The sequence below is a fragment of the Geovibrio sp. ADMFC3 genome (assembly GCF_054687035.1).
The window spans coordinates 2,450,513-2,463,848 of the sequence record NZ_BAAFZG010000002.1; the positions used below are offsets into that span (position 1 = coordinate 2,450,513).

Annotated in this window: 13 protein-coding genes; 7 read left to right on the forward strand and 6 right to left on the reverse strand. The window is 44.8% G+C overall.

The window, feature by feature from the left end; all coding sequences use genetic code 11:
* Positions 1-765 carry an energy transducer TonB gene (locus ACYRYY_RS12015; protein WP_460215846.1) on the forward strand — a complete coding sequence of 255 codons (765 nt, stop codon included), beginning with the start codon at positions 1-3 and terminating at the stop codon, positions 763-765.
* Between the two features lie 10 nt (positions 766-775).
* On the opposite strand, the gene ACYRYY_RS12020 is transcribed toward ACYRYY_RS12015, so the two are convergent.
* Positions 776-1,324, reverse strand: a complete 549-nt coding sequence (locus tag ACYRYY_RS12020) for a DNA-3-methyladenine glycosylase I (protein ID WP_460215847.1) — start codon at positions 1,322-1,324, stop codon at positions 776-778.
* 152 nt (positions 1,325-1,476) lie between these two features.
* Between ACYRYY_RS12020 and ACYRYY_RS12025 the strand changes: the two genes are divergently transcribed.
* A complete protein-coding gene (locus ACYRYY_RS12025) occupies positions 1,477-1,866 on the forward strand; it encodes a hemerythrin domain-containing protein (RefSeq protein WP_460215848.1) in 390 nt (129 codons plus the stop codon).
* Between the two features lie 45 nt (positions 1,867-1,911).
* On the opposite strand, the gene ACYRYY_RS12030 is transcribed toward ACYRYY_RS12025, so the two are convergent.
* Both ACYRYY_RS12030 and ACYRYY_RS12035 read right to left on the reverse strand, forming a co-directional pair.
* A complete protein-coding gene (locus ACYRYY_RS12030; RefSeq protein WP_460215849.1) occupies positions 1,912-2,559 on the reverse strand; it encodes a flavodoxin family protein in 648 nt (215 codons plus the stop codon).
* A 54-nt stretch (positions 2,560-2,613) separates the two neighbouring features.
* The gene (locus ACYRYY_RS12035; protein ID WP_460215850.1) at positions 2,614-3,030 is read right to left on the reverse strand and encodes an Rrf2 family transcriptional regulator; all 417 of its coding nucleotides are present in this window, start codon (positions 3,028-3,030) and stop codon (positions 2,614-2,616) included.
* A 110-nt stretch (positions 3,031-3,140) separates the two neighbouring features.
* Between ACYRYY_RS12035 and ACYRYY_RS12040 the strand changes: the two genes are divergently transcribed.
* From ACYRYY_RS12040 to ACYRYY_RS12060, 5 genes are read left to right on the forward strand one after another with little or no spacing between them, the layout of a single operon-like run.
* Positions 3,141-3,821, forward strand: coding sequence for a CerR family C-terminal domain-containing protein (locus ACYRYY_RS12040; RefSeq protein ID WP_460215851.1), 681 nt, complete (start codon positions 3,141-3,143; stop codon positions 3,819-3,821).
* A complete protein-coding gene (gene hlyD / locus ACYRYY_RS12045; protein WP_460215852.1) occupies positions 3,818-4,798 on the forward strand; it encodes a secretion protein HlyD in 981 nt (326 codons plus the stop codon). The genes ACYRYY_RS12040 and hlyD overlap by 4 nt, the downstream gene beginning before the upstream one ends.
* Before the next feature lie 4 nt (positions 4,799-4,802).
* Entirely contained in the window at positions 4,803-6,521 is a 1,719-nt protein-coding gene (locus ACYRYY_RS12050; RefSeq protein ID WP_460215853.1) for an ATP-binding cassette domain-containing protein, read from the forward strand.
* A complete protein-coding gene (locus ACYRYY_RS12055; RefSeq protein WP_460215854.1) occupies positions 6,518-7,636 on the forward strand; it encodes an ABC transporter permease in 1,119 nt (372 codons plus the stop codon). Before ACYRYY_RS12050 ends, ACYRYY_RS12055 begins: the two co-directional genes overlap by 4 nt.
* 15 nt (positions 7,637-7,651) lie before the next feature.
* On the forward strand, positions 7,652-8,767 hold the full coding sequence (locus tag ACYRYY_RS12060; protein WP_460215855.1) for an ABC transporter permease: 1,116 nt from the start codon (positions 7,652-7,654) through the stop codon (positions 8,765-8,767).
* 2 nt (positions 8,768-8,769) lie between these two features.
* Here ACYRYY_RS12060 and ACYRYY_RS12065 read toward each other — a convergent pair whose 3' ends face one another.
* The 3 genes from ACYRYY_RS12065 to ACYRYY_RS12075 all read right to left on the reverse strand — a co-directional run bounded on the left by ACYRYY_RS12065 (position 8,770) and on the right by ACYRYY_RS12075 (position 13,322).
* The gene (locus tag ACYRYY_RS12065) at positions 8,770-9,891 is read right to left on the reverse strand and encodes a PAS domain-containing sensor histidine kinase (protein WP_460215856.1); all 1,122 of its coding nucleotides are present in this window, start codon (positions 9,889-9,891) and stop codon (positions 8,770-8,772) included.
* Between the two features lie 292 nt (positions 9,892-10,183).
* On the reverse strand, positions 10,184-10,651 hold the full coding sequence (locus ACYRYY_RS12070; protein WP_460215857.1) for a MarR family winged helix-turn-helix transcriptional regulator: 468 nt from the start codon (positions 10,649-10,651) through the stop codon (positions 10,184-10,186).
* Positions 10,652-10,745: 94 nt separating this feature from the next.
* On the reverse strand, positions 10,746-13,322 hold the full coding sequence (locus ACYRYY_RS12075) for a PEP/pyruvate-binding domain-containing protein (protein ID WP_460215858.1): 2,577 nt from the start codon (positions 13,320-13,322) through the stop codon (positions 10,746-10,748).
* Between the last annotated feature and the right edge of the window lie 14 nt (positions 13,323-13,336).

A 13,336-nucleotide genomic window follows, 5' to 3' on the forward strand; every position in this document is an offset into this window, starting at 1 on the left:
ATGCTTCGTTCTATTATGGAATCTGCTGTTCTGCATATTTGTATTATAGCTGCTTTTATTCTGATGTCTCAAAATCAGCTTTTTAAAGCCGGAGCTGAAAACAAACAGACTGAAAATATAATTATGTCCACATCTATTCTTGAGACTGTTAAGCCGGAGCCTCCCGCTTCGCCTGCTCAACCTGTTCAGCCTGTTCAATCTGTTAAGCCGAAACCTGCCGAAAACAAAAAGCCTGTAACAAAGCCGGTTAAAGCTAAAAAGGAAACTGTGAAACCAAAACCGGAAGCAAAGCCTATAAAAGAGACTGTGATAAAAGAACTTGTAAAGTCTGAGCCTGTTTCCTCTGCTCCGGCGGATACTGTTGCTGAAGCACATAAGGCATCTGAATCAGGGGGACACACACACGGAACAGCTTCCGTAAAATCGTCATCAAACTCACAATCCGGAGAAGCCTCAAAAGCAGCGCCGACCGATGCGGAGCTTACTGAAACCTACAGAACAGAACATTTCAGGTATATCCTTTCATCTATCCGCTCTAACCTTAGATACCCGATGATAGCCCGTAGAAACGGCTGGGAAGGCAGAGTGGATGTCTCTTTCCTGATAAAGAAAAACGGGCATATAGATGACCTCTCCATAAACCGATCCTGCGGCTTTAACGCACTTGATGAATCTGCTATGCAGGCTGTTCGTAAATCTGCCCCTTTTCCGCCTCCTCCTGTGGAAGCATATATTGTTGTTCCGCTTGTTTTTGGGTTGAATTAAGTCTGTGATTCTATTCTTCCGCCCACTTCGGCTTTGATTTTAAAATTCTCTGATATATCGGGCAATGTTCTGCATGCGCTCCCTTGAGATAGCCCGTACTCATGAGGAATTCGTTAACAATCTCACCGCCGGTAAATTTGAATGTTTTTTTAAACAGCTTGGTCCATTCCTCTTTTGAGAGAGGGTGGTTTTTATCCAGCCAGTTTTTGAATGAGCCGTGTTCATTCTGTATGTTGAGAATAGTTCTGGCGTTTTCAACAGCAGCATTGACTTTCAGTTTGTTGCGGATTATGCCTGCATCGGAGAGAAGTCTTTCCCTGTCTTTTTCTGTGTAGGCAGCAACCGTTTTTATATCAAAATTATCATAGGCTTTCCTGAACGCCTTCTCTTTTTTAAGTATTGTCTCCCAGCTTAGACCCGCCTGATTTATTTCAAGTACGAGTCGGCAGAAAAGCTCATTGTCATCATGGAGAGGAAAACCGTAGTGGTTGTCGTGGTAGTTGCCGTGGAGAGCTGCCCTCTCTTCGTTCATGGTTTTAATTGCGTCGCAGTAAGACATCCATCACCTGTTGCAGTATAGCAGTTTTGCATTATTCAGCACAGAATAGCCTTATGAAAGGCAGGCTGTAAAGAAATATAGCCATTATTGATCAGGATCAAAACAAAATATTCATTTTGTACTATTTTAGTATAAAAGATGGAGGAAAAATCATGAACGCATTTATAACTGAGCTAAAAAACGATCACATTCAGCTTCTCAAACTTCTTCAGGAAGTGCAGATAACAGGACTTGGCAATGAGGCAGGGCGCAGAAAACTCCTTGAAGGGAAAAGGCTGCTTTCTGCACACTTGCAGAAGGAGGACACAAGGCTTTATCCTTCCTTAAAAAATAACCCGGCTGCCAAAAGCATCAGCGAGCAGTTTGCAGGTGAGATGAAAAAGCTTACATCTGAAATACTTGACTTCATGAACCGTATAGAGAAAGCGGAGCTTAATATGGAGTACGCCAAAGAATTGGGCAGAATTATTACGACTCTCAGGCTCCGCATAAACAGAGAAGAAATACAGCTTTACCCACTTTATGATAAAGCAACAGTGTAGTTAAAAGGCATCGGACATTTTATTGTGCCCGATGCCTGATTCTTTTCAGGCTTTCACAGCGAGCCTTCTGCCAGTTTCAAACGCATTCTTCAGGTCGTTCTCAAAATGTTCTCTGCGGTATTGCATTTTTTCTTCTATTGTTCCCCGGAGTCCGAATCTTTTATAATCATTTTCCGTGCCCTGTAAAGTATTAAAACTGCACATTGTTTCGCATGAGCCGAAAGTTCTTTTCATGAAATTCTCGTTTGTTCGGAAATGGGTGTCATATTCGTACTCATTTTTTTCCTGTTCGGTTACGTTCATAGTATAAATCATTGCAGTCGAAGATTTCTTTGGAGCCAGACTGCTGTAGTCAGGATAGGATACAAACGGGAAAATAAGACGCTCCATAAATGCTGCAGTTTCTGCGCTGATTCTGCCCAGATAGATAGGAGCGCCGATTATAATTGCATCTGCTTCTGATGCTTTTTCCAGAAAGGGGAGTATGCCGTCTTTGTATGTGCATTTACCGTAGGTTTTGCTGTTACTCACCTTGCAGGCAAAACAGCTTGTACAGCCTTTGAAATCGATGTCGTAAAGATGAACCAGCTCCGTATCTGCCCCTACAGACTGTGCGCCTTCCAAGCTTTTCTGAAGCAGAAGAGAAGTGTTGAACTTTTTTCTGGGACTTCCGTTGAATGCTATAACTTTCATTTGTTCCTCCTTCTATTTGTGCCTTTTATAGTAACAATTATATGCAAAAAAAAATCAGGTTACTTTGTTTACGAGGTCAGCAAGGCTGGTTTCTTTTAACTTAGACTCAAAAGATTCCTGTGCATTGCTGAGAATATCTTCAAGAGCGGGCTTCATCTTACAGCTTACAGAGCATGATTCCTGAACCGGATAAGTGTGAAGGGCAAAGGTCCTCGGCGCTTCCACTGCTTTGTATATGTCAAGAAGGGTTATTGATTCAGGATCTTTAGCAAGGGAGCATGAACCGTTTTTGCCCCTTTCGGTATGCACAAGCCCTGCCTTTGACAATTTTGATATTATGCGTCTGACGAAGCTGGGGCAGGCATTAACACTTTCGGCAAGGTCGCATGAACACATATATTCACCTGCGTGGAAACCAAGCCCTGTCATAACATGAATGGCTATTGAAAACTGAGTATTTCGTGATGTCATAATTGTTATTTAAATCGTAACAAAATAAAATGCAAGAAAAATATTGATCGGCTTGAATAAATCAATCGATTGATTTATTATTGGAATATAAACATCCGGAGAAGATACCTATGAACAAAATATCTGATAAAACCAAAGGGGACAAAACAAAGCAGAACCTTATAGATGCAGGAATGGAGCTTTTCGGAGAGCATGGATTCACAGCAACCGGAACAAGAATGATAGTTCAGAAAGCCGGAGTTAACATTTCCGCTATTCAATATTATTTCGGCGGGAAAGAGGGGCTGTATCGTGCTGTGATTGAGCATATAGCAGAGAGGATCGGTTCGCATATAAATCCTTTGGCAGAAGAAATAAAAGTGGAATTTGAAAAAGGCGGCAAAAGCAGAGAGACTGCTGCTGTGTGCATTGGAAAAGCTGTGAGGGGTCTTTTAAACATGATGATTAAATCCCGTGAAGCAAGGAAGTGGTCGTTGATTGTTATGCGTGAACAGGCAATCCCGACGCCTGCTTTTGATATATTGTATGACTCTGTAATGGCTAAGGCACACGGACTTCTTAGCCGTATTATCGCCGCAGGAGCCTGCATAGAACCTGACAGTGATGAGGCATGTCTTCGTGCCCATGCTGTTATTGGAAGTGTTCTCGGCTTTCTTTCAGCAAAAGAAACAGTATTTCGCAGACTCGGCACTGCTGAATACACTAAGGAGCATTTCCGTATACTGGATGTGCTTCTTCCTGCCATGGCAGTATCATCTTTTAATGCAGAAGCAGATGGAGCAGCAAAATGAAAAAGAAAGTTATCATATTAATATTGTTTATCACAGCAGTCTGCTCCGCTTTTTTTCTGTACAGTTCAAAAAAGAACGGCAGTGAAAATGCGCTGACAATGTACGGAAACGTGGATATACGTGATGTCACCCTTGGTTTTCGTGTTTCAGGGCGTCTTGAAAAGTTAATGTTTGAGGAAGGCGACCGGGTGAAGGAGGGCGACCTTCTGGCTGTTTTGGATAAAAAGCCTTATGAAGATCAGCTTGCCGTGGCTGAAGCCCGTCTTGAATCTGCTGAATCGGTTTTTTCAAAAATGTTAAGCGGCTTGCGCCCGCAGGAAATAGAGGAAGCAAGGGCGCAGGTTCACGAGCGTGAAGCGACTCTTATTAATCTGGAACGCACATATAAAAGACAGGCGGAGCTTTTTAAGCTGAATGCTGTGTCAGCTCAGGCGCACGATGAGGCTCTCGCCGCAAGGGACGAGGCAAGAGCAAGGCTGAAAATGGCACGCAAATCACTTGAACTTGCCCTCGCAGGCTACAGAGATGAGGATATAAGGGCTGCCGGAGCGGAATATAAAGCTGCTGCCGCATTTGTTGAATCTGCAAAGACTTCTCTGGCGGATACTGAAATAATCTCTCCTTCCGATGGGGTTATACTTACCAGAGTGCGTGAGAAGGGTTCGATTATTGCTTCAGGAGCAGCAGTCTACACCATAGCTCTGGACAGCCCTGTCTGGATACGCACATACGCTGCTGAACCTGATCTCGGGCGCATTTATCCCGGTCAGAAGGCTGAAATATACACCGATACAAACCCCGGTAAACCATATGTCGGGCAGGTGGGTTTTATTTCTCCTCAGGCGGAGTTTACTCCAAAAAATGTTGAGACTACGGCACTGCGCACTGATCTGGTCTACAGGCTGCGTATAATTGTGGATAATCCGGATAAGTTTCTCCGCCAGGGTATGCCTGTTACTGTTAAGCTGTCTGAGTAAAAGAATGCTGACTCCACTGGCGGAGGTTACAAACCTCACTAAACGCTTTTCGCCTGATTCCCCGCCTGCTCTTGATAATATTTCGCTCAAAATCAGCAGCGGGCAGATAACGGGACTTGTCGGTCCTGACGGTGCAGGCAAAACAACTCTTATGCGTCATTTGGTGGGGCTTCTGCATTCCGATTCCGGCGCAGTCTCCGTATTGGGCATGGACACTGTGTCAAGCGCACCTGCCATAAGAGAACATGTCGGATACATGCCCCAGAAATTTGGTCTTTATGAAGATCTTACCGTGCAGGAGAACCTTAATCTGTACGCTGATTTATGCGGACTTACAAAAGAAAAACGCATCGGCAGTTTCCGGAGACTGTTGGAATTTACCTCCCTCAGCGAGTTTACATCAAGACTTGCCGGCAGATTATCCGGCGGGATGAAGCAAAAGCTTGGGCTTGCCTGCGCACTGTTGGGCGAGCCACGTCTTCTTCTTCTGGATGAACCCAGTGTCGGTGTTGATCCTATTTCCCGAAGGGAGCTATGGAAAATGGTGCAGGAACTTCTGGATGGAGGCATGGGGGTTGTCTGGTCAACCTCTTATCTGGATGAAGCGGAAAAGTGTGACAGGGTAATCCTTCTGAATGAAGGGAAAACTCTTTTTGAAGGAAAGCCTGCGGAGTTGCTGACTGAAATGAAAAACCGTGTGTTTGTTCTGTACGGTGCTGATGCCGGGGATAAACGTTCAGTGCTTACGGATCTCCTTAACAGGGCAGAAGTATCAGACGGTATAATTCAGGGAAGCGGAATAAGGATAGCCCTCCGTAAAGGTGCGCATATGCCTGACATGGCTGACTGTCTGCGTGCGGAACCTGTTTCTCCGTGTTTTGAGGACGGTTTTATAGACAAGCTCGGAGGCGGTCCGGGCGGGCACTCTCCGTTAGCGGACATAATAAATGAAAAACCGGATAGTGATGGCTCTGTTATAGAGGCAAAAGGGCTTACCAAGCAGTTCGGAGATTTTACGGCTGTCAAGGACAACAGCTTCAGTATAAAACGAGGGGAGATTTTTGGTCTGCTGGGGCCTAACGGAGCGGGGAAATCCACAACTTTCAAAATGATGTGCGGTCTTCTTCAGCCCACTTCGGGCAGTGCAGAGATTATGGGTCTTGATCTTAAAACAGCCGGGTCGGAAGCAAGATCTAAAATAGGCTATATGGCGCAGAAATTCTCCCTTTACGGTAATTTAAGTGTCCGCCAGAACCTGAGCTTTTTCGCAGAGGTTTACTGTTTGAACAAGGCGGAAGCGGGAAGAGCAGCGGATGAAATGACAAATGTGTTCGACCTGGGCAGTTATATTGACACAAATGCCGACACTCTTCCGCTGGGTTTCAAGCAGAGGCTTGCCCTTGCCTGTTCAGTTATGCACTCACCCGATGTGCTGTTTCTGGATGAGCCGACCTCGGGGGTAGACCCGGTTACACGGCGGGAATTCTGGAACCATATTAACAGTATGGTGAAAAAAGGCGTTACCGTTATGGTTACAACCCATTTTATGGATGAGGCGGAATACTGCGACAGAATAGGACTGATTTACAGGGGTGAAAACATCGCCTCCGGTACTCCGGATCAGCTTAAAGCTTCCGCAGTGACAGAATCGCTGCCTTCGCCTTCCCTTGAAGATGCGTTTATTGAACTGATAAACCGCTCTGAAGCAGGGAGGACACAGTGAACTTCCGCAGAATAACAGCCCTTGTGAAGAAAGAGAGCCGTCAGGTGGTGAGAGACCCAAGCTCTATCCTTATTGCCTTTGTTCTTCCTGTAATACTGCTGTTTGTCTTCGGTTACGGAATCAATCTGGATGCAGCAAAAATAAACATTGGTCTTGCCCTTGAGGAAAGAGGAGCTGACGGAGACCGCCTTGCCGCAGCCTTTATAAACTCTGAATTTCTCAATGTACGAACAGCGGCAGACAGACGTGAACTTATACCCGAAATGGACGCAGGGCACATCAGAGGCATTGTTGTTATCCCTGTGGGATTCAGCACCAGAGCGGCTTTTGAGTCTGACAGTGCAGTTATTCAGGTTATAACGGACGGCAGCGAGCCTAATACCGCTTCGTTTGTTTATAACTATTCGATGGGGATATGGCGGGCGTGGTTGTCTCAGTATGCCGTTGAAAAAGGTATTGAAATAAAGATGCCCATAGAAACCGAGCCCCGTTTTTTGTTTAATCCGGAGCTTAAAAGCCGCTATTTTCTGCTTCCCGGCTCAATTGCCATCATCATGACCCTTATAGGCACAATGCTGACCTCGCTTGTTGTGGCAAGGGAATGGGAGCGTGGAACTATGGAAGCCATGATGGCAAAACCGGTTACAGTTACAGAGATAATACTTGGCAAACTGATGCCTTATTTTCTTCTGGGAATGGGATCTATGACTATGTGTGTGGCTGTATCAGTATATTTTTATGATGTTCCTTTCAGGGGTTCGTTTGTTATTCTTGCTGTAGTATCAGCAGTTTTTCTTATTGCTTCACTTGGGCAGGGGCTTCTCATATCCACACTGGCGAGGAATCAGTTTGTTGCAGCTCAGATAGCTCTTATTACTGCATTTCTTCCTGCTTTTATGCTCTCTGGTTTCATATTTGAGATAAGCTCCATGCCGCCTTTGATCAGAGGGCTGACGTATGTTTTTGCTGCAAGATACTTCGTGGCTGACCTGCAAACTCTTTTCCTCGCCGGAAATGTATGGGGGCTGCTTATTACAAATACAGCCGCCATCGGTTTGATTGCTGCGGTTTTTTTCATCATAATCAGAATTAAAACAAAAAAGACTCTGGATTGAGAAGGATTTGAAGATATGAAGAGGCTGTTGCGGATAAAAGCACTGATGATAAAAGAAATACATGCGATATGGCGTGACCCGAAAAGCCGCATAATTCTCATTGCGCCTCTTACTGTTCAGCTCTTTCTGTTCTCTTTTGCGGCAACGCTTGAGGTAAAAAATGTAGCTCTGGGAGTGTACAGCCTTGACAGAGGGAAGCATGGTTATGAACTTGTTCAGCGTTTTGCAGGTTCAGAAACGTTCAGCAGGACTATTTTTTTCAATAATCCCGCAGAAGCGAAAAGAGCGGTAAACGAACAGAAGATTATAGCTGTAATAAGCATACCGCAGGATTTTTCAAGGGATATTGAGTCAGGAAAACAAGGAAAAATTCAGGTTCTTCTGGACGGCAGAAAGTCCAATGCCTCGCAGATTGTAATGGGATACATCACAACCGTGGTGAATACATACTCAGAGGAGATTACCTCAAAAGCAGGGGGAGCTGTGCTTCTTGCTGTTGTAAGCGGGAGAAATTTTTATAATGAAAACTTAATCTATATGTGGTTTAACGTGCCTTCTCTCATGGGTATTCTCACAATGGTGGGCACTCTTATCCTTACTTCTTTGTCTGTAGCAAGAGAAAGGGAGCAGGGCACATTTGATCAGCTTCTTGTTTCTCCTTTGATGCCGTGGGAGATTCTCGTCGGAAAAACAGTACCACCCATGGCAGTGGGTATGGCGCAGGGAAGTGTGATTCTGTTTTTTTCCTATTTTGTATTCGGCATACCCTTCAGGGGCTCGCTTGTTATGCTCTATGCAGCTCTCTTCATGTTTGCTCTTTCTGTCACTGGAATAGGTCTTTTTATCTCATCCCTTGCGAAAACCCAGCAGCAGGCGATTCTCGGAGCATTCGTATTCATGGTTCCGGCTATTGCGCTTTCCGGCTTTGCAGCTCCCTTTGAGAATATGCCCCAGTGGCTTCAGGGGTGCATGCAGGTCAACCCTGTTAAGCATTTTATGATAATTCTCAAAGGAATTTATCTTAAGGACATGAGTCCGGCGAATATTTTATCGAACACTATACCTCTTGTTGTGATAGCCGCAGTGAACCTTATTTCAGCCGGAGCCCTGTTCAGACGCCGGCTTGAATAAAGTCATATAATTGTTATGGTAAAAGTTGTGGTGTTTTTATCGGAAGTGCAGCGCAGTGTTCCGCCTAAAGATTTTTCCACAAGGGTCTTTGCCAGATACAGCCCAAGACCTTTATTTTGTCCCACCTCTGCTGTGGTGAAGTAGGGTTCAAAAATCCTTTCCCTTATTTCATCGCTGATTCCGCCGCCATTATTTGTTATTTCTATTATTTTACCGCTTTTGTAGTTGGCTATGCTGATTGTTATCTTGCCGTATATCTGTCCGGAGCGCTTTATGGCACTGACAGCATTGCTCAAAAGGTGCATCAGCACCTGTTTGAAGTTTATCTCGCTTCCTGATGCGAGTTTGCAGAATCCTCTGCACATGGGTTTGTAGTCGGGTGTAAAAGTCGTCTGTCCGTTCTCACAATTGCAGGTGACAAAGGTTGTAATGCCGGATTCCTTAAGCAGCGAGTCATACATGCCCATTGTCTGTTCAACAGCTTTAACTATGGTAAACCAGCCGTCCTCTTTGACTTTGAAAAAATCCCTGAAGGAGTCAATAGTTGCGGACATTTCCAGTATTATAGCCATACTGATTTTTTCAAATTCCCTAAACATCTCTTCATGCTCGGATGCGGAAAATGTTTCGGTGAGATTCTGTATATTAAGTCCCAAAGCATTAAGGGGTTGACGCCAGTGATGGGATATGGCAGCGAGAAGTTCGCTTACAAATTCGTTTTTGACATCAGCAGGGGAAGGAACAGTATATGCTGACATTTCTGCCGCAGGTGTTTTGCTGGGTTCAAGAAAAGCGTATGAGTGGCTGAAAGTGCCGTTCTCATTGTAAACAGCGAAGGACTGTATTGAAGTTTTCAGCTCTTCGCCGCTTTTTCTTATAAACTTCATCTGAAGGGCTTCCAGTTCTCCCTTTTCAGCGAATACGGAGAATACATTTTTTGCTTTGTTTTTATAATCAGGGTGAATAAACTCGCCGATGCACTTTCCCAGAACATCCGCTTCCATGTAACCGAAGAGGTTCAGCCATTTTGTGTTTACATATTCCAGTTTTCCTTCTGAGTCTATGGAGTGAACAGCTATCGGAACATCGTCAAATACTTTCCGGAGGTCAGCTTTAATAAACATTTTTCCCCTTCTCAAATTTAAGATAGATAGTTAATGTTGGTCGTCAGTTCCAATTTATACATATTAATAGTGATTATGACTCACTATTTATAATGATGCAATAAAACTAACATACTTGTTGCTTTGAGGCAACTGATAACAAAGCGTGGAGAAAAATATGTTTGAGAGAATAAAAAAAACGCCGCTTAAATTGCGGCGTTGTAAGTGCATTTTGCTCCGGCTGTAATTAGTGTAATGCCGGGCTTTACTGCTTCATCACGGTCAGAACCGGATTATAACGGAAATTTTTGTTTCAGGAGGACAAGACAGATTCAGTGTAGTCTGCTTCCTGCTCTTCTGTAGTGCCTCCGAGACCAAACTTGATTCTTTCAAGAATCCTGTTGAGGGACTCCAAATCAGCTTCCGGCATAAGAGTTCTTATATAGCTGTCAATATTTTCCCAGACTTCAATGACTTTCTCCGCCGACCTGTTCCCCTCTTTAGTGAGGTGAACACGGATAACTCTGTCATCGTGTTTGTCGCTGTAGCGTTTAACAAGTCCGCCTGTTTCCATTCTTTTGACCATATTAGTGACTGTGGCGGGGGATATGCCTAGGGTTTTAGCTATGCTTATCTGGATCATGCCGTCGTTTTTGTAAAGTTCGGCAAGAACTTTCCCCTGTCCGTGGAAGATACCCATAGGGTCAAGATCTTCACGGATACGGTCTTCAAGAAGCTTTGAAATGTTTAAAAAATGATGCAGAAAAAGTTTTCGCTCCATAGGTACCACCTTCCCTTTGCTTGCTAAAGAATAATATTGCACATTTATTAATACATGATTGTTAAGAAGTGCAAAGAGGGGTGTATGAGCGGGTTCAGGCGAGGATAACCGCCTTCTGTGTTTCGATATCCGAGTTGAGGAAGGCTCTTCCGCCAGTATCGTAAATCTTTATTGCATCAAGGATATGAGCATCTGCTTCTATTATTGTTTCTGAGATTTCCTTGAAGCGCCATATTTCATTAAAATTTATGCTGCTTTCATTTTTTTCGCTGAAGAGTGCCATGTAGAAGGTGCCGTTTTCCACAAGATCCTGAAAAAAGTGAGATCCGAATGACAGCTCAGGATAAAGCCCGCCTGCGTCGTATTCCATCTCGCAGATTGCGGCAAAACTGCTTATATCTGCAAAAACTATAGGTACTCCGAGTGAAGGGGTGCTGGTCCCCCATCTGCCCGGACCGAAAAGTACAGCATTTTTGCCCAGCGCACGGACACTTTTGTTCACCATTGATATTGCTTTTGCAGTGTTATATTTATCGTTTAGGCTCAGTGCGGAATATTTCTCCGCGTCAACAAAAACAAGCCAGTGAACGGGCATATGAACATTGCCGCCCATGAAGTGACCGTTTGATTCCAGTATTATGCGGTTGTGCTGGGTGTCCAGAAGCTTATACTCCGCCCCTTTTCGTGCGCTTTTCTGAACAGGACGGCACTGTAGGAGATTTATCACATAATCTGAACCTTCTGTGAAATTGAGAGTGAACTCTATCTCAACTGGGTTTTTGTATTCGGCTTCGATGCAGTTCATCATATTCTTCATTACTTCGGGAAATGTTCCACGGAGAAGCTTCTGGAATGTGAGTATCCAGATATGCTGTTTCAGCCGTCCACGCTCTTCAAGCCTTCTTTCTGTCTCAAAATCCCTTAGAGCAAATTCGTTAAGGTCAAACCCCAGCTCTCCTTTTGTTATCTGCATCAGGGATACGCAGTGTTTTCCCTCTGTTCGCACGTCAAGAACGTCTATATCTCTCTGTGAGTAGCGCATTTTGTTATGAATATCGGAAAGAGGGATCAGTTCAGGATCAGAGAGGGAAACAATTCTGGGGTAGTCACCCTCCACACGGTTGACAGCCCTTGTACCAAGCCCCATTACTATGCGGAGCATTCCCGCTTCAGGGTCAATATTTCTGTTCCACACATAAGTATTGTACGAAAGTCCGACCCCTGCTGCATGGGGGTAATAGTAATGATCCTGATAGCTGCCCGAAACTCTCTGCACCAGAAGAGACATCTGCTCATCCGCTTCCTCAAGCCCTCTGTTGCGTCTGTATTCAAGGGCGTCTCTGCTCATGGCACTGGCATATACCAGCTTCATGCAGCGGAAGAAATCTTCATATCTTTCCTCCGGTGAGCCCATCACAGAGCAGAAGAAGCTTTCGTATTTTCCGGCGAAGGCATTGCCGTATCCGTCTTCGAGAAGGCTGCTGGAGCGTATTACGATCGGATACTGACCGAAGTAGTCCAGCATTTCCTTTATTTTTGACTTTATCTCCGGTGGAAGCTTCCCTTCCGGAAAAAGTTTTTCCAGTTTCCTTCCCGCCTTGAAATAACCATGCGGGGTTTTCTGCTCCATAAAGTGATCCCACCAGCCGTTGTGGACTATGAAGGAATGGAAAACATCAGAGCCTATATAAAAAGAATCGTGCGGTTCAATATAATTATCAAAGGGTTTACCCCTTTTGTTGTCTAAAATTTTTCTTGCCAGAAGAAAGCCCACTGCCTTGCCGCCGATAAAGCCTGTGCCGATCATGCGGTTTTTTATCTCCAGAAGGTCAGCTAAGGTGAAGTGGCGGCTCACCATGAGGAGAATACGGTGATCCCTGCCCATCAGCATAAGGGCAAGCTTTTCCTTCATTGCGTATTTTTCTGTCTCTTTATTTGTACCGAGAAGAGCTTCCGCCTTTATGAACTCTCTGTCCCATGCATCCACCGCACGCCTTATCCCTGCGCCTGGTGCTGTGCAGAGAGTACGGAAAAGGCTTGTCGCCTCCAGGCTGTTTTTCACAGGGGTGAAGCTTTCTGCGCTTTCATATTTGTGGGGCAGAAACATGGTGGGGCTGGTGCGCTCAAATACTTTCTGCGGGTGAACATAAAGGCTTACGCCGTCATTGTACGCTTCCAGCATAACCTGCGTGGTTTCCCTGATTCTGTTGATTGTTTCAAAGGAGTGATGGTTTTTGTACACAGCAAAACATGCCACTGTGTCCAGCCTGTATAAAAAAGGGCAGATTATACGGAAGAAGTTTGCCACGGAATTATCCGAAGCCCATGAAGAAAGAAGGTAAGAGAGACAGTCAAAGATGTAGAAAACACCCTTGCCTTGTTCCTTGACTATTCTGTATGCGTGTTCGGCAAACTGACCGAAGCCTATGTCAGCTTCGAGGTTGAATACCTTTGCTTCTGTTTCCTCAACTATGGGGGGATGATCTGCAAAGCGGATATAGCAGAGTTTTCTGCCGTCTTCAACAGCCTGACGGGCAAATGGACGCACAAATGCCGCATATTCCGCAAATGACGGAACATTCCAGACTACATTGTCCCCCATGCGGAGACAGTCGATAACTGAGTCCAGACCGCTCAGACCGGTTTTGACCTTATCTTTTTCCGAGTGCATGTTTATTTATAAAG